Annotated in this window: 16 protein-coding genes and 1 pseudogene; 7 read left to right on the top strand and 10 right to left on the bottom strand. The window is 72.8% G+C overall.

Annotated features, from left to right (window positions below; translation table 11 throughout):
• Positions 1-63 precede the first annotated feature (63 nt).
• The 4 genes and pseudogenes from AB0G63_RS01245 to AB0G63_RS01230 form a co-directional block, all read right to left on the bottom strand.
• Entirely contained in the window at positions 64-717 is a 654-nt protein-coding gene (locus AB0G63_RS01245) for a hypothetical protein (RefSeq protein ID WP_360742264.1), read from the bottom strand.
• A complete protein-coding gene (locus AB0G63_RS01240) occupies positions 714-1,262 on the bottom strand; it encodes a TetR/AcrR family transcriptional regulator (protein ID WP_360742261.1) in 549 nt (182 codons plus the stop codon). The genes AB0G63_RS01245 and AB0G63_RS01240 overlap by 4 nt, the downstream gene beginning before the upstream one ends.
• Before the next feature lie 232 nt (positions 1,263-1,494).
• Positions 1,495-1,872: pseudogene (locus AB0G63_RS01235) on the bottom strand (DUF4291 family protein); the annotation flags it as partial.
• Between the two features lie 130 nt (positions 1,873-2,002).
• On the bottom strand, positions 2,003-3,121 hold the full coding sequence (locus tag AB0G63_RS01230; protein ID WP_360742258.1) for a hypothetical protein: 1,119 nt from the start codon (positions 3,119-3,121) through the stop codon (positions 2,003-2,005).
• Between the two features lie 290 nt (positions 3,122-3,411).
• On the opposite strand from AB0G63_RS01230, the gene AB0G63_RS01225 reads away from it, so the two are divergent.
• Positions 3,412-4,566 carry a cystathionine gamma-synthase gene (locus AB0G63_RS01225; protein WP_360742255.1) on the top strand — a complete coding sequence of 385 codons (1,155 nt, stop codon included), beginning with the start codon at positions 3,412-3,414 and terminating at the stop codon, positions 4,564-4,566.
• Between the two features lie 60 nt (positions 4,567-4,626).
• Here the strand turns inward: AB0G63_RS01225 and AB0G63_RS01220 are convergent, their stop codons facing one another.
• From AB0G63_RS01220 to AB0G63_RS01210, 3 genes are all read right to left on the bottom strand, one after another.
• The gene (locus AB0G63_RS01220; protein ID WP_360742252.1) at positions 4,627-4,875 is read right to left on the bottom strand and encodes a hypothetical protein; all 249 of its coding nucleotides are present in this window, start codon (positions 4,873-4,875) and stop codon (positions 4,627-4,629) included.
• Positions 4,876-4,900: 25 nt separating this feature from the next.
• Positions 4,901-5,410, bottom strand: coding sequence for a sigma factor-like helix-turn-helix DNA-binding protein (locus tag AB0G63_RS01215; protein ID WP_360742249.1), 510 nt, complete (start codon positions 5,408-5,410; stop codon positions 4,901-4,903).
• A 286-nt stretch (positions 5,411-5,696) separates the two neighbouring features.
• Positions 5,697-6,203, bottom strand: a complete 507-nt coding sequence (locus tag AB0G63_RS01210) for a MarR family transcriptional regulator (RefSeq protein WP_360742246.1) — start codon at positions 6,201-6,203, stop codon at positions 5,697-5,699.
• 163 nt (positions 6,204-6,366) lie between these two features.
• On the opposite strand from AB0G63_RS01210, the gene ilvA reads away from it, so the two are divergent.
• The 3 genes from ilvA (at position 6,367) to AB0G63_RS01195 (ending at position 9,636) form a co-directional block, all read left to right on the top strand.
• On the top strand, positions 6,367-7,596 hold the full coding sequence (gene ilvA / locus AB0G63_RS01205; protein ID WP_360742243.1) for a threonine ammonia-lyase: 1,230 nt from the start codon (positions 6,367-6,369) through the stop codon (positions 7,594-7,596).
• A gap of 226 nt (positions 7,597-7,822) precedes the next feature.
• Entirely contained in the window at positions 7,823-8,839 is a 1,017-nt protein-coding gene (locus AB0G63_RS01200; protein ID WP_360742240.1) for an ATP-binding cassette domain-containing protein, read from the top strand.
• A complete protein-coding gene (locus AB0G63_RS01195) occupies positions 8,836-9,636 on the top strand; it encodes an ABC transporter permease (RefSeq protein WP_324787359.1) in 801 nt (266 codons plus the stop codon). Before AB0G63_RS01200 ends, AB0G63_RS01195 begins: the two co-directional genes overlap by 4 nt.
• A 67-nt stretch (positions 9,637-9,703) precedes the next feature.
• Here AB0G63_RS01195 and greA read toward each other — a convergent pair whose 3' ends face one another.
• Positions 9,704-10,204, bottom strand: coding sequence for a transcription elongation factor GreA (gene greA / locus AB0G63_RS01190; protein ID WP_324787360.1), 501 nt, complete (start codon positions 10,202-10,204; stop codon positions 9,704-9,706).
• Between the two features lie 178 nt (positions 10,205-10,382).
• Entirely contained in the window at positions 10,383-10,781 is a 399-nt protein-coding gene (locus tag AB0G63_RS01185; RefSeq protein WP_360742236.1) for a DUF4307 domain-containing protein, read from the bottom strand.
• Positions 10,782-11,000: 219 nt separating this feature from the next.
• Between AB0G63_RS01185 and mca the strand changes: the two genes are divergently transcribed.
• Complete coding sequence (gene mca, locus AB0G63_RS01180) at positions 11,001-11,861, top strand: mycothiol conjugate amidase Mca (protein ID WP_360742383.1); 861 nt, start codon at positions 11,001-11,003, stop codon at positions 11,859-11,861.
• Complete coding sequence (locus tag AB0G63_RS01175) at positions 11,854-12,108, top strand: hypothetical protein (RefSeq protein WP_360742233.1); 255 nt, start codon at positions 11,854-11,856, stop codon at positions 12,106-12,108. Before mca ends, AB0G63_RS01175 begins: the two co-directional genes overlap by 8 nt.
• Before the next feature lie 500 nt (positions 12,109-12,608).
• On the opposite strand, the gene AB0G63_RS01170 is transcribed toward AB0G63_RS01175, so the two are convergent.
• Positions 12,609-15,809 (bottom strand): tetratricopeptide repeat protein, encoded by a 3,201-nt coding sequence (locus AB0G63_RS01170; protein ID WP_360742230.1) that lies wholly within the window; start codon positions 15,807-15,809, stop codon positions 12,609-12,611.
• 231 nt (positions 15,810-16,040) lie between these two features.
• Here AB0G63_RS01170 and AB0G63_RS01165 point away from each other — a divergent pair, with 231 nt between their 5' ends.
• Positions 16,041-18,071 carry a thioredoxin domain-containing protein gene (locus AB0G63_RS01165; RefSeq protein WP_360742227.1) on the top strand — a complete coding sequence of 677 codons (2,031 nt, stop codon included), beginning with the start codon at positions 16,041-16,043 and terminating at the stop codon, positions 18,069-18,071.
• The last annotated feature ends 27 nt before the right edge of the window (positions 18,072-18,098 follow it).

Here is an 18,098-nt window from a genome sequence, read left to right as displayed (position 1 = left end):
TGGGCCGGGTCGCCGGGCGTCGACGAGATGTCGATGCCCGGCGGTCCTGCAGCTGGGGCCCGCTCAGAACCGGCGACCGAGGGCTGCGCCGAGCATGGCGATCCAGACCAGCAGCAAGGGCAGTGAGACGAACGCCATCGGGGTCAGGGCGGTGGACAGCAGCAGGTAGCCGATGCCGGACGCGGTGATCGTGACGGCGAGGGCCCAGCCGGTGACGGTCTCCCAACGCCGCAGCAGTGCGTCGTGCCGCGAGGCCACGCAGGCAGCAGCGGCGAGCGCGGCGAGCGCGAACATCTTGACGCCGTCCAGGCGCTGGACCGCCTCGAACAGTGCGCCCGTCCTGCCCGGTGACGCCGGATCGGCTCCGGAGACGGCGATCAGCTCCAGGACGAGTTGCACGGCCGCGAGTGCGGCCGCGGCCGTCCCGGCCCATCCGGCGAAGCGCGCCGTGGCGTTGCCGGTCCGGTGGGCCCAGCCGAGCAGTCCGGATCCGACGACCGCCAGACTAGCGGCCGCCACGCCGTGCACGAGCAGCACCTGGGCGATCGCCTGGACCGGCCGGTCGGCGTACGCGGTCGCGATGTGGGCGTCTGTGTCACCGGCCTCGGGTGTGGCGCCCCAGGCGACGGCGAGCCCGACGATCCATGCCGCGGCGTGTGTGTATCCGGCGGCGCGGGAAGCGGTGCCGGTGGCCTGCCCGGCAGCGATCATGGTCATGCGGTATCTCCCTGACGTTCGTCGTCGACGGCACGGGTGAGCGCCGCGCAGCCGATGCGCCATGCGGCGTCCAGGTCTGCGCCGGGCGGGAAGCGGCCGTCGAGTTCGAGTACGGCCATGCCGTGCGCGAACGCCCAGAGCGTGCGCGCGATGCCGACGTCGCCGTGCGCCGCGCGGACCAGCGGCATCGCCGCGCGCTCCTCGAGCCCCTCGGGCAGCGCGGTGCGGGCGAGCGGCCGGGTGTGCGTGATGCGGTAGAGGTGCGGGTTGGCAAGGGCGTGCTGCCGGTAGGCGCGGGCGAGCGCAGGCATCGCCGTTCCCTCGTCGGCCCCGGCTTCGGCGGCCTCCAGGTCCTGCGCCAACTGGGCCATGCCCTGCGCCTGGAGAGCAGCCTCGACGGCGCCCTTGTCGGGGAAGTGCTTGTACAGCGACGGTGCCCGGATGCCTACGCGCTCGGCGATACGCCGCATCGACAACCCGTCCGGCCCTTCGGTCTCGAGTAACTCCCGGGCGGCGTCCGTGATCTGCTGCGCCCGGTCAGCCACGGCGCGCCGTCCGCGCGACGGCGGTGCCGGTGGGCCTGCCGGGTCCGGCGACGGGCCGGGCACTGCCGGTGGCCGTGGTCGTGGTCGTGGTCACGGTAATCCTTCCGCGTCGGGACTGGGCCGATTCGGCTAACGTTGTTAGCCGCGCGCCGTGACTTTAGGGCTAACGCTGTTAGCCGTCAAGCCTGAGGGTGCCGAAATCCGATCGCGCCGCTGAGCCTGGAGCCTCCTGCGTCACCTCGACAGAGGCCGTCCACTCGTCCGCGTTACGCTCTACGGCCTCACCGGAGAGCCCGAGCTGCAGCGAGCGGTACGGCAGGGGCCCGAGGTGCAGATCACGCTCGGGGTTCCAGACGCCGGTCGGCGAGCGCTTCAACTGGCGTTGCCGGGTGCTGCGGTCGGAGTGCAGCCCACGCACGCAACTCGACAGGCACGCGTTGCGCAGCGCCCACTCGAAGCCGTCGCGAGCGATCTCGACGGCAAGAACAGTCTCCCGTCCCGGCTTCGTGCCCCAGCCACAGCGATACGTCATCCACAGGAATGACGGCTTGATCCACGTCATCCTGTCCCGCTTCCACGCCGCAGGGAAACGGCCGACGCGGATGGCGGGCGGTCGGGGCGTGGGGGCTGTGCGGGAACTTGCGGTGTTGAGGTGTTCCGGGGGCCGGAGGCGCGGGCCGGGCCACCTCGGCGTACGTGCGGGGTCCGCCGGGTGGTCCGGCCGCACCGGTCCCGGGTGGTCAGTGCGGGAGCGTTGCCGGGCTGCCGCCGTTCGCCTCGTAGCCTGCCACCGCCAGGGCGCGGTAGACCGCGAACTCCGCCGCCGGGTCGGCCGACAGGGTCCAGGGCAGGGCGCCGACGTGACCGTCGATGTGTATGAGCTGGTTCATGGCCTCGGACCAGCGTTCGGCGCGCACCAGGAAGAACACCAGCATGTGGCGCACGTGCGCCAGCATCGGGTCGTCCGGGCGGGCCGAGTGGACGGCGTGCAGCGCGCCGTGGATCGCCTTGGTGACGACCTCGCTCTGGTAGAAGCTGCTGACCAGGTTCACCTCGGGGAGGTGCTCGAAGACCGCGAAGAGGGGCATCGCCGCGAGGAGGGAACCCCGCGGGGCGCGGGCGGCGGCGGCCTCCGCGAAGGAGTACGCCAGCTCCCGCGAGCCGTGCCACTTCTCGCACCAGTAGTGCAGTGCCGCCAGGTGCGCGCCCATGTGCGCCGGTGCGCGGTCCAGGATCTTCAGCCAGAGCTGCTCGAACTCGGGCCGCGGGTAGGCCAGGCCGCGCGCCACCGACAGTTCGACGATGTACGGGATCGGATCGCCGGGCGCGAGGAGGGCCGCGTCGGCGCACGCCGACCTCGCCTCCTCCATGATGATGCGGAACTCGTCGGTGCCCGGCGTCGACGTCCGCCACGCCTGCTGCACCAGGAACTCCGCGTGCACGGCGGCCCCGCCCGCGTCCTTGGGCTGCTCGGCGCGCCACACCCGCAGCCACTGCCCGCCCGGCATCTCGCCGACCCCGCCCGGCCGCTGCTGCAGCTCCAGCGACGCGGCGCCCGCGAAGGCCTGCACCCGCTGCCAGCGCGCCTCGCCCTCCGTCTCCGTGCCGGCCAGCAGCTGCGCCGCCGCGTGGTAGTCCTGTGTGCGCTGCACCAGGTCCAGGACGTCCAGCAGGTCCTGGTCGGGTCCGGGCATGCGGACGTCCAGCTCCTCTTCCCGCACGAACCCGTAGTTCTCCGGGTCGGCGGCGTCCGGGTGGCCGGCCGGAACCTGCTCGATCATGCCGCGCCGCCGCCGCAGCACGGGCAGCAGCACGAAGCTGATCATGATCAGCGCCATGAGGACCCACAGAATCTCCATGCCTCAAGCGTTCCAGACACCGCCGACAATTGGCCAACCCGGTCCGCGGACCTGTGGAAAACCTCCGCGCCGGGTTCGGGTGACGGGCCGTCGCGCCGCCGCCCGTTCCTCGCCGGCCGCCGTCCCGCCCGCCAGCGCACCGGCCGCCGACCTCCGCCCGGGCCGCGAGCGCACCGGCCGCCCTCCGTCGCCCGGGCCGCGAGCGCACCGGGCGCCATCCGTCGTCCGGGCCGCGAGCGCACCGGCCGCCATCCGTCGTCCGGGCCGCGAGCGCACTAGTCTCGGTGCGCATGAGCGACAGGCACATCAGTCAGCACTTCGAGACCCTCGCGATCCATGCGGGCAACACCGCCGATCCCCTCACCGGCGCGGTCGTCCCGCCGATCTACCAGGTCTCGACCTACAAGCAGGACGGCGTCGGCGGCCTGCGCGGCGGCTACGAGTACAGCCGCAGCGCCAACCCGACCAGGACCGCCCTGGAAGAGAACCTCGCGGCCCTCGAGGGCGGCCGCCGCGGTCTCGCGTTCGCGTCCGGGCTGGCGGCCGAGGACTGCCTGCTGCGTACGCTGCTCAGCCCCGGCGACCACGTGGTCATCCCCAACGACGCGTACGGCGGCACGTTCCGGCTGTTCGCCAAGGTCGTCTCCCGGTGGGGCGTGGAGTGGTCGGTCGCCGACACCTCCGACCCGTCCGCCGTCCGGGCCGCCATCACCCCGAAGACCAAGGCGGTGTGGGTGGAGACCCCCTCCAACCCGCTGCTCGGCGTCACCGACATCGCCGCCGTCGCCCAGGTCGCCCGGGACGCGGGTGCCAGGCTGGTCGTCGACAACACCTTCGCCACGCCGTACCTCCAGCAGCCGTTGGCGCACGGCGCGGACGTCGTCGTGCACTCCCTGACCAAGTACATGGGCGGCCACTCCGATGTCGTCGGCGGTGCCCTGATCGTCAGCGACCCCGAGCTGGGCGAGGAACTGGCGTTCCACCAGAACGCGATGGGCGCGGTCGCCGGGCCGTTCGACTCCTGGCTGGTGCTGCGCGGCACCAAGACGCTGGCGGTGCGCATGGACCGGCACAGCGAGAACGCCGCCAAGGTCGCCGACATGCTCAGCCGTCACGCGCGCGTGACGCGCGTGCTGTACCCGGGGCTGCCCGACCACCCCGGACACGAGGTCGCCGCCAAGCAGATGCGGGCGTTCGGCGGCATGGTGTCCTTCCAGGTCGAGGGCGGCGAGGAGGCGGCCGTCGAGGTGTGCAACCGGGCCAAGGTGTTCACGCTCGGGGAGTCCCTCGGCGGCGTCGAGTCCCTGATCGAGCACCCGGGGCGGATGACGCACGCGTCCGCGGCCGGCTCGGCCCTCGAGGTGCCCGCCGATCTGGTGCGCCTGTCCGTCGGCATCGAGAACGTCGACGACCTCCTGGAGGACCTGCAGCAGGCGCTCGCCTAGGTCCTCGACTAGGCCACGCCCGGCCCGGCACGGGCCGGCAGGGCCCGGCGGGCGCGGGGATCACCAGTCGGTGAGCGGTGGGGTCGTCTGCGAGGGCGGCTCCACCCACGGGCGCGCGGTCAGCGCCCACACCAGGAACGCCACGCTCGCGGCGAGCAGCAGCAGGTACAGCAGACGGCGGGCGGCGGCCTTGCGGCGCAGCAGGCGCGAGCCGCGGCGCACGACCTCCGCGTGCAGGTCCGCCGGGACGGGCGGCGGCACCCGCTCCATGATCTGCCGTGCGGCGGCCTCCCGCTGGGCCCGGTTCATTCCCGCCACCCCCTGTCGGCGTCCCTCATGACGGCACCGCCTTCGCGCCGCCCCGCACCGCCGGGGCGGCCGGCCTGCGCGGCGGATGCAGCAGGGTCGCCGTCGCCCGGTCGCAGATGGTCCGCACGCGTTCCGCCGGCAGGCCGAGCAGTGCCGCCGTCTGTTCCTCGCCGACCCCCTCGTACAGCCTGAGGACGATGATCAGACGCTCCTGCGGTGCGAGCAGGGCCAGCGCGCTGCCCGGGGCCGGGCGACCCCGGCCCAGCGCCCCGTACTGGTGCCAGGCGGCGCGGGCGAAGCGGGTGGCCAGGTACTGGCGGGCGCGGTCGTACGGGTCCTCGCCGCGCAGCCGTTCCCAGCACGCGTACGTGTGCGCGAGGGCATGGGTCAGCAGCCGCCGCGCGCGTGGGTTGTCGTCCGGCGCCTCCGCGGTGAGCAGCGTGGCGGCGTGCAGCAGGCGCCCTGCCGCACCCGCGACGAACGCCTCGAACTCCCGCTCTCGGCGCTCGCCCCGGGACGCATGCCGTCGTCGCACCGCTCCTCCCGCCCGAACGCCCTGAGGGACCCGGGCCCGGCCGCCATGGCCCGGCGGAACCGCGTGCGACGGGGGCCCGGTCTCATATGAGGCCAGGCGTGGCCTTTCGGTCAAGAGTAAAGGGCACACGGGTACGCGGGCCGAGCAGCGGGACTCCGCCGCGCCACCCGCCTCGGCGGCGCCGTACGCCCCCGCGCACCTGCGAATTCCGCCGCGCGTCGGCGTACGGCCGCGACACGCGTGCGTGGCGGCCGGGCCGGAGGCGCAGGGGGCACTTCCGGCCGGTCTACGACTCCGGCGGGGCCTCCGGGCCGGACACCCCCTGCGTCGCCATCCGGGCGGACAGCGCGCCGTTGAAGCGGGTGAGGAGCGCGCAGAACGTCTCGCGTTCCTCCGGCGCCCAGTCCTGCGTCAGCTCGGCCATCAACTGCCGCCGGGAGGAGCGGACTTCCGCCAGCCGGGACTGTCCGCGCGGGGACAGCTGGAGGACCACGGCCCGCCCGTCGTCCGGGTGCGAAGTCCGCTTGACGAGCCCGGTGTCGACGAGCGGTGCCACCTGCCGGGTGACCGTCGAGGAGTCGATGCCCATGCTCGCGGCGAGAGCCTTGACGCCCATCGGGCCTTCCTTGTCGAGACGGTTGAGCAGCAGGTAGGCGGCGCGGTCCATGGAGTTGCGCACCTGCCCGACTCCGCCGAGCCGGGTCTGTTCGGCGCGGCGGGCGAAGACCGCCACCTCGTGCTGCAGCGTTTCGAGGAGACCGGTGTCACCGGCGGTCGTCATGTCCATCGACATTTCAGGTGTTGTGGGCATGGCCGGGGGCTCACTTCATGAAGGGGGTGCTGGAATGGGGGACAGAGTACGCGGCCGGGGCGTGGGCCGTACCGGCGCTGCGCAAACCAGTCTCGGAGCGTGGTCATTGCGGTGCCGCCCGCCCGTGAACTGCGATGCTTGAGTCATGAGCTACAGCACGGCTGACTCCTATCGTCCCGTGACCCTCGACGACGTGCGCGGCGCCCAGAAGATGCTCTCGGGCGTCGCGCGGGTGACGGCGATGGAAGGCAGCAGGCACCTGTCCCAGCTGGTGGGCGGGCCGGTCCACCTCAAGTGCGAGAACCTCCAGCGGACGGGGTCCTTCAAGCTGCGGGGCGCCTACGTCCGCATCGCCGGGCTGCTGCCCGAGGAGCGGGCCGCCGGGGTGGTCGCCGCGAGCGCGGGCAACCACGCGCAGGGGGTCGCCCTGGCGTCGTCGCTGCTCGGGGTGCGCGCGACGGTGTTCATGCCGAAGGGCGCCCCGCTGCCGAAGATCAGCGCGACCCGGGAGTACGGCGCCGAGGTGCGGCTGCACGGGCAGGTGGTCGACGAGACGCTGGCGGCCGCGCAGGCGTACGCGGCCGAGACGGGTGCGGTGTTCATCCACCCCTTCGACCACCCCGACATCATCGCGGGGCAGGGCACCGTGGGCCTGGAGATCCTGGAGCAGTGCCCGGAGGTCCGCACGATCGTCGTCGGCATCGGCGGGGGAGGCCTGGTGGCCGGCATAGCGGTCGCGGTGAAGGCGCTCAGGCCGGACGTGCGGATCGTGGGCGTGCAGGCGGAGGGCGCGGCGGCCTACCCGCCCTCGCTCGCGTCCGGCCGTCCGGTGTCGATGGACAACCCGGTCACCATGGCCGACGGCATCAGGGTCGGGCGGCCCGGCGACGTGCCGTTCGGGATCGTCCGCGACCTGGTGGACGAGGTCCGCACGGTCAGCGAGGACGAGCTGTCCACCGCGCTGCTGCTGTGCCTGGAGCGGGCCAAGCTGGTCGTCGAACCGGCCGGGGCGAGCCCGGTCGCGGCGCTGCTGAGCGCTCCGAGGACCTTCGAGCCGCCGGTCGTGGCGGTGCTGTCCGGCGGCAACGTCGACCCGCTGCTCATGCAGCGCGTGCTGCGGCACGGGATGGCCGCGCAGGGCCGCTACCTGGCGGTTCGGCTGCGCCTGACGGACCGGCCGGGCGCGCTCGCGACGCTTCTCGGGGCGTTGTCAGTGGTGGACGCTAACGTGCTCGACGTGAGCCATATCCGGACCGACCCACGGCTCGGGCTCACGGAGGCGGAGGTCGAGCTGCACCTGGAGACGAAGGGGCCGGAGCACTGCGCCGAGGTCGGCAGGGCGCTGCGCGAGGCCGGCTACACCGTCATCGAGTGAGCCGCCGGGTGGTGTTCCCCGGCCGGCGGCCGGGGGTGACCCGCTTCTCGGGCTGAAAGCCCAGCTCAGAGGCTTCTTCGTCGCTCGTTCGGGTAAATGCGTTGAGGGACGCGATACATCGCGTTATGGTGTGTCTCGTGCCATCGTCACCCTCACCGCCCGCCGGGCGGAGCAAGAAGCACGAACCTACGCTTTCCGAAGAATCCCCGACGACGTGGAGACTGTTATGCCAGGCGCCATCTACGCCGAAGGTCTGAAGAAGACCTTCGGCGACGTAAGAGCACTGGACGGCGTCGACCTCGATGTCCCCGAGGGCACCGTCCTGGGCCTGCTCGGACCTAATGGCGCGGGCAAGACGACGACCGTCCGCTGCCTGACCACGCTGCTGCGCCCCGACAGCGGCAGGGCGGTCGTCGCCGGCCTCGACGTGCTCAAGCAGCCGAACGAGGTGCGGCGCTCGATCGGCCTGTCCGGCCAGTTCGCCGCCGTCGACGAGTACCTGACCGGCCGGGAGAACCTCCAGATGGTCGGCCGGCTCTACCAGATGAACGCCAGGGCCGCGAAGGCCAGGGCCACCGAACTGCTCGACCAGTTCGACCTCACGGACGCCGCCGACCGCCCCGCGAAGACCTACTCCGGAGGCATGCGCCGCCGGCTCGACCTCGCGGCCGCCCTGGTCGTCTCACCGCCCGTGATGTTCATGGACGAGCCCACGACCGGTCTGGACCCGCGCAACCGCCAGCTGCTGTGGGACGTCATCAAGCAGCTCGTCTCCGGCGGCACGACCCTGCTGCTGACCACCCAGTACCTGGAAGAGGCCGATCAGCTCGCGCACGACATAGCGGTCGTCGACCACGGCCGTGTCATCGCCCGCGGTACCTCCGACCAGCTCAAGGCGCGCACCGGCGGTGAGCGCGTCGAGGTCGTGGTGCACGAGCGCGACCGCATCCCCTCCGCCCGTACGGTCCTGGGCGGATTCGGCAAGGGCGAGGTCACCGTCGAGGAGCACACCCGCAAGCTCACCGTGCCCGTCGTCGGCGGCGCCAAGCTGCTGGCCGAGGTCATCCGCGAGCTGGACGTCCTCGGCATCGAGATAGACGACATCGGCCTGCGCCGCCCCACCCTGGACGACGTCTTCCTCTCCCTCACCGGCCACGTGGCCGAGACCAGGGACGAGGGGAGCGGCGAGGCGGCCGACGCCGCGGCCAAGGACCGCCGACCCACGAAGGAGGCCGCCAAGTGAGCGCCGTGAGCGATTCCCTGGTGATCACCCGCCGGAATCTGATCCGCATGAGCCGGATTCCCGAGATGGTCATCTTCGGCCTGGTCCAGCCCATCATGTTCGTGGTGCTGTTCACCTACGTGTTCGGCGGCTCGATCCAGGTCGGCTCGTCCACCTCCACCCAGGCCTACCGCGAGTTCCTGATGGCCGGCATCTTCGCCCAGACCGTCACCTTCGCCACCGCGGGCGCCGGTGCGGGCATCGCCGACGACATGCACAAGGGCCTCATCGACCGCTTCCGCTCCCTGCCCATGACCCGGGGTGCCGTGCTCACCGGCCGCACCATCGCGGACTCGGTACAGACGGCGCTGACCCTCGTCGTCCTGGCGGTCGTCGCCCTGCTCGTCGGCTGGCGCACCCACGAGAACTTCGGCAAGGTGCTCGCCGGCTTCGGGCTGCTCCTGCTGCTCGGGTACGCGTTCTCGTGGATCGGCGCGCTGATCGGCCTGTCCGTGCGCACTCCCGAAGCGGCGACCTCGGGCGGTCTGATCTGGCTGTTCCCGCTGACGTTCATATCGAACGCGTTCGTGGACGCCAACCAGATGCCGACCTTCCTGCGGCACATCGCGGAATGGAACCCGTTCAGCGCCACCGTGCAGGCGTGCCGTGAACTGTTCGGCAACCTCCCGCCGGGCTTCAAGACGCCCGACGCGTGGCCCATGCAGCACCCCGCGCTGGCCTCGCTGATCTGGTCGGTCGTGATCATCCTGGTCTTCCGCACGCTCGCGGTGCGCAAGTACCGGTCGGCCACGGCATGACAGACGCCCCCGGCGTCAGCGCGGTCAGCGCGACGCCGGGGGCCGTCACAGCACAGGTGGAGCCGGGTCAGCCGTTGTAGGGCTCGGCCTTCAGGATCGTCACCGAGGCCTTCTTGCCGTTGGGCAGCTCGTACTCCGCGTCCTCGCCGACCTTGTGGCCGATCACGCCGGAGCCCAGCGGGGACTGCGGCGAGTAGGTCTCGATGTCCGAGCTGGCGTACTCACGGGAAGCGAGCAGGAAGGTCAGTGTGTCGTCCTCGTCGCCGTCGAAGGCGATCGTCACGACCATGCCCGGCGCGACGGCGCCGTCCGCCGAGGCCGGGGCCTCGCCGACCTTGGCGTTCTCCAGGAGCTGGGTCAGCTGGCGCACACGGAGCTCCTGCTTGCCCTGCTCCTCCTTGGCCGCGTGGTACCCGCCGTTCTCACGCAGGTCGCCCTCTTCGCGCGCGGCTGCGATCTTGGCGGCGATCTCCGTGCGCGCGGGACCAGTAAGGTACTCAAGCTCGTCCTTGAGCTTGTTGTACGCCTCCTGAGTCAGCCAGGTGACGTTCTCGCTGGTCTGGGTCACAGGTGCTCCTCGTAGGTACTGGGAAGACAAAGCATCGCCCTACCCAGAAGAATGTTCCTTCACAGATGGGCGAAACCACGAGCCTAACAATTCACGGACCGAAGGGGGAGGACATAAGCCACCAGAATCACGTCGGTGCAGGTCAGACCGCCGTTATTCGGTGAGAGGCCGGGTGGTTTCAGTCGGCGTGACAGCCCAGCAGCTCGGCCGTCGCGCCCCGGGACGTCGTACGCAGCGTGACGACCTTGTCGATCCGCGTGGCGTGCCCGTCGAAGCGGAAGTCGGCCCGGCCCACCTCGGCGCCGTCCGCGGACTGCGACCTGAGGGTGCAGTAGCCGCTCGCGTCGGCGTCCTTGCGGACCTCCAGGTGCACCTTCACCGCGTTCTGCCGGGTGTCGAAGGTGATCACCTCGGCGCTGATCTTGTTCTGGCCGACGTAGTGATAGGCGAAGTAGCCGATCAGCGCGAGCAGCAGGGCACCAAACACCACACCGGCGATCTTGAGCTTTCGGTCGGCACGCTCGTCCGAGGAACGGCCGTAACGGCCCTCCGGCAGTCGCGTGCTCGCCGTACTCATGATCGTCCTCTCGGCAGGGTCGGGTACTCATGTCCCGAAAGGGGCTCCCGAAGCCGTACCCCGGAATTATCCGCCCCCCGATTCGGTCACTATAGAAGCCTCCGCACGCCACCCGACCGCCGCCCCTCTACGACGTACCTCAGGGACGGCACCGTTGGACCGCGCCTCACCGGGCGCCGACTTACCGAGGATTGAGTCTTGACTGACCAACTGCGACTGATGGCCGTCCACGCCCACCCCGACGACGAGTCGAGCAAGGGCGCGGCCACCATGGCGAAGTACGTGTCCGAGGGGGTGGACGTGCTGGTGGTGACCTGCACGGGCGGGGAACGCGGCTCCATCCTCAATCCGAAGCTCCAGGGCGACAAGTACGTCGAGGAGAACATCCACGAGGTGCGCCGGAAGGAGATGGACGAGGCCCGGGAGATCCTCGGCGTGCGGCAGGAATGGCTCGGCTTCGTCGACTCCGGCCTGCCCGAGGGCGACCCGCTGCCGCCGCTGCCGGAGGGCTGCTTCGCCCTGGAGGACGTCGACAAGGCGGCCGGCGAGCTGGTGAAGAAGATCCGCGCCTTCCGCCCCCAGGTCGTCACCACCTATGACGAGAACGGCGGCTATCCGCACCCCGACCACATCATGACCCACAAGATCTCGATGGTGGCGTTCGAGGGCGCGGCGGACCGTGAGAAGTACCCGGAGGCGGAGTACGGCGAGGCCTACCAGCCGCTGAAGCTCTACTACAACCAGGGCTTCAACCGCCCCCGCACCGAGGCGCTGCACAACGCGATGCTCGAACGCGGCCTGGAGTCGCCCTACGGGGAGTGGCTCAAGCGCTGGAAGGAGTTCGAGCGCAAGGAGCGTGTCCTGACCACGCACATCCCGTGCGCCGACTTCTTCGAGATCCGCGACAAGGCCCTGATCGCGCACGCCACACAGATCGACCCCGACGGCGGCTGGTTCCGGGTGCCGATGGAGCTCCAGAAGGAGGTCTGGCCGACGGAGGAGTACGAGCTGGCGAAGTCGCTCGTCGACACCTCCCTCCCCGAGGACGACCTGTTCGCGGGCATCCGCGACAATGCCTGATATGAGCGCAAGCGTGAGCCTGGCAATGACGCACCTCGTTCCCCTCGCCAAGGAGGTGGACGAGAACAAGGTCACCCCCGGCGTCCTCGGCTTCATCGTCTTCGCGGCGATGGCGCTGGCGGTGTGGGGCCTGATGAAGTCCATGAACCGCCACATGGGCAAGGTGAAGTTCAAGGAGCCGGCCGACCCGGACGCCGAGGCGGGCACCGCCACCACCGCCGCCGACCGGAAGGCACACCGGAGCTGACGGCTCCGGCGCGGGCGGGCCCGGCCCACCCACCCCACGAGGACGGAGGGGCCCGGCGGCCCACACCGGCCCCGGGGCTGAGGCCCCGGCGGCCCGCCCGGCCAGCGGGTGGACGAGCCCGGCTTCAGACCGGCCTGGCTTCAGACCGGCCCGGCGGCCCGCCCGGCCCGTGAGTGGAGGGGCTCGGCGGCTCACCGGCCTCGGGTGCGGACGCGCCCGGCGGCCCGCCCGACTCGCGGGTGGACGGGCCCGGAGCGCGCCACGCCAGGGGCGGACGGGCCTGCCGGTCCCCCCGGCCCGCTGGTCCCCGGCCCGGGGGCGACGGGCCCGGCGTCGGAACGGCCCGGCGTCGGAACGGCCCGGCGTCGGAACGGCCCGGCGTCGGAACGGTCCGGCCTCCCGCCCCGGCGCGGGCGGGCCTGGCCCACCCGCCCACCGGGGGTCATGGGGCCCGGTCTCGGACCGGCTAGCTGGTTCGCTGGCCTCGGGGCCGCCGTCGGTCAGTGCGCGGGGGGTACCGCCACCCCCATCACCTCCCGAGCGTGGCGGCTCGGCACCATGCCCAGCCGCCACGCCTGCCAGCCCGCGTCCAGGTTCACGCCCCGCTCCAGCAGGAGCCGGTAGGCGTCGACGTACTCGTCGAGCTTCTCGTCGCGCAGCCGGTGGCCCGTGCGGGACAGCTCGGCGAGCTCTTCCTGAGCGACCGCCGTGCCGACCTCCACCCCGCCCGGGGCCGCGTACGGGAGCAGCGTGCAGCGCAGGAAGCGGGCCCAGTCCTCCCCGCGCCGGTCGCCGTACGAGACGAACAGCCCGGCCGCCTCGTCGCACAGGCCCAGCGCCTGCTGCGTCCGCGCGTTGCCCGCGTCCACCACCGCCAGCTCCAGACACGTCCACGCCTCACCGTGCGCCACCCCGATGCGCTGGAAGTCGGCCCGCGCGTCCACCAGGAGCTGACGGGCGAAGCCCGAGTTACGCAACGACCCCGTCTGCGCCGCGCGCAGGTCACGGGTCACCCGCGCCGAGTGGTGCCGGGCGCAGGCCAGCCCGTACACGTCCCGCATCCGCGAGAACATCGTGCGCGAGCGCTCCAGCTCGCGCACGGCCAGGTCCAGGTTCCCCGTCTCCTCCAGCGCCTGGCCCAGGTAGTACACCGTCCAGGCCTCGCCGCGCGCGTCCTCGTTCTCCCGGTGGCAGGCCGCCGCCCCGCGCAGCCCGTCCACCGCGGGGGACGGGTCGCCGGCCACCAGCCGGGCGCGGGCCAGCTGGGTCATCGCCCAGGCCTCGCCGCGGGCGTCGCGGGTGCGGCCGTACCGGTCGAGGGCCGCGCGCAGCTCCGACTCCGCGCGCGGCACGTCGCCCCGGCGCAGGGAGAGCTGGCCGAGCTGGAAGTGCGCCCACGCCTCGCCGTGCACGGACTCGCCCGCGCCGTGCAGGACCAGGGACTCGGTGAGCAGCTCCAGCGCATCCGCCAGCCGGCCGCGGTCGCGCTCGACCGCCGCCAGCGCGTGCATCGTCCACGCGCGGTCCGTCGCCAGCTCGGGCGGCGCCTGCAGCTCCAGCGCCTCGCGCAGCTTCGCCGCGGCCTCGGTGAGGTTGCCCTGGTGGTGGAACGTGATGCCGAGCGAGCACAGGGCGCGGGCGGCACCCGCGTCGTGGTGGGCGTCCCGGTACAGGTCGACCACCGACGCCAGCGTCGTGCGCGCCTTGTCCAGCTCGCCCAGCTGGCGGGCCGCGATGCCGGTGCGCCACTGCACCGAGCGGACCAGCAGACCCTGGTCCACCTCCTGCGCCAGTTCGCTGATCTCGCCCAGGCGGTACAGGTCGCCGCGCAGCAGGCAGTAGTCGCACAGCGCCCCGAGCAGGTTCAGCACCGCCCCCTGGTCCACGCCCTCCGTGTGCCGCAGGGTGGCCGTGATGAAGCTCGACTCGTCGTCCAGCCAGCGCAGCGCCTCGTCCAGGGACGTGAAGCCGTGCGGGCTGAAGCGGTCGGAGCGGGTCGACATGTTGCCGTCGACCAGACGCAGCACCGAGTCCGCGAGCTCGGCGTAGTTCACGATCAGGCGCTCCTGGGCCGCCGTACGCTCGGCCGGGTCCTCCTCGTCCATGAGGCGGGCCTGCGCGAAGGCGCGCACCAGGTCGTGCAGGCGGTAGCGGCTGCCGCGCACGTGGTCGATCAGGCCCGCGCGGGAGAGCGCGGTCAGCTGACGGGTCGCCTCCGCCTCGTCCGTCGCGAGCAGGGCGGCCGCCGCGGCCGCGCCCAGCGAGGCGCGGCCCGCCAGGGCGAGCCGGCGCAGCAGACGGCGCGCCGGCTCGGACTGGTCGGTGTAACTCAGCCACAGCACCCGCTCGACCGGCGCGACCGGACCGTACGCCTCCAGGTCCGCCGCGAGCCGGCGCGGTGAGCGCGGGCCCAGCGTCGAGCCCGCGACGCGCAGCGCCAGCGGCAGCCCGCCGCACAACTCCCGGATCCGCTCGGCGGACTCGGCGTCGTACGGCCCCGAACTGTCCTGCGCCGCCGCGCCCAGCAGCTCCTCGGCGCCGGCCGCGTCCAGCGCCCGCACCGGCAGCTGGTACACCTGGGCGTGGAGACCGGCGGGCAGGTCGAGCGGGTGCCGGGCGGTGACCAGGACCAGGCTGTCGGAGCGCTCGGGGACGAGCAGGCCGACCTGCCCGGGGTCGGCGGCGTCGTCCAGGACGACCGTGACCGGCACGCCCGTCAGATGCTGCTGGTACAGCTCGCTCAGCCGCTTGACCTGCTGGTCGGGCGAGGAACGCTCGCGGAACAGCAACTGCTCGCGGGGCGCGCCGAGCCGGTTGAGCAGGTGCAGCAGGGCGTCGCGGCTCGGCAGCGGCGGCTCCTCGGGGCTGCCGCCGCGCAGGTCCACCACGCACGCGCCGCGGAAGTAGTCCTTCAGGTCGTGCGCGGCACGCACCGCGAGCGCCGTACGGCCGCTGCCGGGCTCGCCGTGCAGCACCACGACCGTCGGCCGGGTCTCGGCACTCGCCCGCGAGGCCTGCACCCACTGCCGGATCCGCGCCGTCTCCGGCCGGCGACCGGCGAACGGGCCGGCCGCCTCCGGGAGCTGGCCGAAGGACTGGGCCAGTACGCTGCGGCCGCGGGCCGCCGCGCTCTTGTCCGCGCCCCGCAGCTGCGGACCCGCCTTCTTCGGGCCCGTGGAGGCGGCGCGTACGCGCTGCTGGTCGAGGAAGGGACGGATGCCGCGCACCTCCAGAGCGGTCAGCCACTGCAGCCGCAGCTGCTCCGGCCCGCCCGGCTGACTCACGGCGCCGGCGCGGTGGTGCGCGGCGGGCAGATGGGAACCGGCCACCTTCACGACCGTCGCCGCCGCGCCCGCCACGCCCACGGTGGCGCCCGCGCCCAGGGCCGTCCCCGTGCCGGTGCCGAGGGCCAGGTCGGCCGCACAGGCGGCCAGCGCGGCGACGGCGGCCACCAGCAGCGGGGTCCCCGAAGCCTCTCTGGCGTATCTCTGCGCGAAGGTGAGCCGGCCGGCCTCGGCCTCGTCCAGCGCGCGGGTGTACGTCTCGTACTCCTCGGCGGCCGTCTGCGCCATCGCGTCCAGCGCCCCGCGCGCCCGCGACAGCAGCACGCCCCCGTCGACCCGCCCGCCCGACCGCCGCACCTCCTCCTCCACGGCCCGGGCCAGCAGCCGTTCGGCCTCCGCGCGATGACTCTCCCGCATGCCACGTCCCCCTCCGGCGGCAACTCCTTTGCCTACGAGTGTCCTTCGGGCCGCGTGACAGCGCGAGAGGGCGGCGATCACTCACAGGAGGGAGTTCACGGGAGGGAGTTCACGGGAGGGAACTCACGGGAGGGAACTCACCGGAGGCGCTCGCCGGAGGGCGCTCGCGAGAGGGAGCGCCGCGCCGGGCACGCTTCCACGCGGCGCCCGAGCCCGTGGGAGAGTGGAACGGTGAACCGACTGGCCCATGAGACGTCCCCGTACCTGCTTCAGCACGCCGACAACCCCGTCGACTGGTGGCCCTGGTCGGAGGAGGCCTTCGCGGAGGCCCGCAGGACCAGCAGACCGGTGCTGCTCAGCGTCGGCTATTCGAGTTGCCACTGGTGTCATGTCATGGCTCACGAGTCGTTCGAGGACCAGGCCACCGCCGAGTTCCTGAACGAGCACTTCGTCAGCGTCAAGGTGGACCGTGAGGAGCGGCCCGATGTGGACGCCGTCTACATGGAGGCCGTGCAGGCCGCCACCGGGCAGGGCGGCTGGCCCATGACGGTGTTCCTCACGCCGGACGCCGAGCCCTTCTACTTCGGCACCTACTTCCCGCCCGAGCCCCGCCACGGCACGCCGTCGTTCCGGCAGGTGCTGGAGGGGGTGCGGGCCGCCTGGGCGGACCGGCCGGGGGAGGTGGCGGAGGTCGCCGGGAAGATCGTGCGCGACCTGGCCGGCCGGGAGATCGGCTTCGGCGGCACGCAGGCGCCCGGCGAGGCGGAGATCGCCCAGGCGCTGCTCGGCCTGACCCGGGAGTACGACGCGCAGCGCGGCGGGTTCGGCGGCGCGCCGAAGTTCCCGCCGTCCATGGTGCTGGAGTTCCTGCTGCGCCACCACGCCCGCACCGGCGCCGAGGGCGCCCTGCAGATGGCCCAGGACACCTGCGAGCGGATGGCGCGCGGCGGGATCTACGACCAGCTCGGGGGCGGCTTCGCGCGCTACGCCGTGGACCGCGACTGGGTGGTCCCGCACTTCGAGAAGATGCTGTACGACAACGCGCTGCTGTGCCGGGTCTACACCCACCTGTGGCGCGCCACCGGCTCGGAGACGGCCCGCCGGGTCGCCCTGGAGACGGCCGACTTCATGGTGCGCGAACTGCGCACCGCCGAGGGCGGGTTCGCCTCCGCGCTGGACGCGGACAGCGACGACGGCAGCGGCCGGCACGTCGAGGGCGCGTACTACGTGTGGGATCCGGCGCAGTTGCGGGAGGTGCTCGGCGACGACGACGCCGAACTCGCCGCCCGGTACTTCGGGGTGACCGAGGAGGGCACCTTCGAGCACGGCCGTTCAGTGCTGCGACTGCCGCAGCAGGAGGGCGTGTTCGACGCGGAGAGGGTGGAGTCGGTCCGCGGCCGGCTGTTCGCCGCGCGCTCCGGGCGGCCCGCCCCGGGCCGGGACGACAAGGTCGTCGCCGCCTGGAACGGTCTGGCCATCGCCGCGCTCGCCGAGACCGGCGCCTGCTTCGACCGTCCGGACCTGGTCGAGGCCGCGGCCGGCGCCGCCGATCTCCTCGTACGGCTGCATCTGGACGAGCATGGTCGGCTCACCCGCACCAGCAAGGACGGGCGGGCCGGCGCCAACGCGGGGGTTCTGGAGGACTACGCCGACGTCGCCGAGGGCTTCCTCGCGCTCGCGTCCGTCACCGGCGAGGGCGTGTGGCTGGAATTCGCCGGGCTGCTGCTCGACCACGTCCTCGCCCGCTTCGTGGACGCCGGCACGGGCGCGCTGTACGACACCGCGGACGACGCGGAGAAGCTGATCCGCCGGCCGCAGGACCCGACCGACAACGCCACGCCGTCCGGCTGGAGCGCGGCCGCGGGCGCCCTGCTGGGCTATGCCGCGCACACCGGTTCCGAGCCTCATCGGACGGCCGCGGAGCGGGCGTTGGGGGTGGTGAAGGCGCTGGGGCCGCGGGTGCCCCGGTTCATCGGCTGGGGGCTGGCCGTCGCCGAGGCGTGGCTGGACGGGCCGCGCGAGGTCGCGGTCGTCGGTCCGTCCCTGGACGACGAGGCGACGCGGACCCTGCACCGTACGGCGCTCCTGGGCACCGCCCCGGGGGCGGTCGTCGCGGTCGGGGCGGTGGACGGTGACGAGTTCCCGCTGCTCGAAGGGCGCCCGCTGATCGACGGAGGGGCCGCCGCCTACGTCTGCCGCAACTTCACCTGCGACGCCCCGACGACCGACCCTGAGCGGCTGCGCACCGCGCTGAACAGCTGAAACGGCCCAGAACGCGGCACCGCGACG

Source organism: Streptomyces sp. NPDC020996, from assembly GCF_040641355.1.
Classification (GTDB): Bacteria; Actinomycetota; Actinomycetes; order Streptomycetales; family Streptomycetaceae; genus Streptomyces.
This window is presented reverse-complemented; position numbering and strand designations above follow the sequence as displayed.

Bases quoted from the DNA above. Each gene is read 5' to 3' on its own strand.
- AB0G63_RS01175 (WP_360742233.1), top strand. From the start codon at position 11,854: ATGCCTGATATGAGCGCAAGCGTGAGCCTGGCAATGACGCACCTCGTT.
- AB0G63_RS01170 (WP_360742230.1), bottom strand. From the start codon at position 15,809: ATGCGGGAGAGTCATCGCGCGGAGGCCGAACGGCTGCTGGCCCGGGCC.
- AB0G63_RS01210 (WP_360742246.1), bottom strand. From the start codon at position 6,203: ATGTCGATGGACATGACGACCGCCGGTGACACCGGTCTCCTCGAAACG.
- AB0G63_RS01220 (WP_360742252.1), bottom strand. From the start codon at position 4,875: ATGAACCGGGCCCAGCGGGAGGCCGCCGCACGGCAGATCATGGAGCGG.
- AB0G63_RS01225 (WP_360742255.1), top strand. From the start codon at position 3,412: ATGAGCGACAGGCACATCAGTCAGCACTTCGAGACCCTCGCGATCCAT.
- AB0G63_RS01245 (WP_360742264.1), bottom strand. From the start codon at position 717: ATGACCATGATCGCTGCCGGGCAGGCCACCGGCACCGCTTCCCGCGCC.
- AB0G63_RS01185 (WP_360742236.1), bottom strand. From the start codon at position 10,781: ATGAGTACGGCGAGCACGCGACTGCCGGAGGGCCGTTACGGCCGTTCC.
- ilvA (WP_360742243.1), top strand. From the start codon at position 6,367: ATGAGCTACAGCACGGCTGACTCCTATCGTCCCGTGACCCTCGACGAC.
- mca (WP_360742383.1), top strand. From the start codon at position 11,001: ATGGCCGTCCACGCCCACCCCGACGACGAGTCGAGCAAGGGCGCGGCC.
- AB0G63_RS01200 (WP_360742240.1), top strand. From the start codon at position 7,823: ATGCCAGGCGCCATCTACGCCGAAGGTCTGAAGAAGACCTTCGGCGAC.
- AB0G63_RS01230 (WP_360742258.1), bottom strand. From the start codon at position 3,121: ATGGAGATTCTGTGGGTCCTCATGGCGCTGATCATGATCAGCTTCGTG.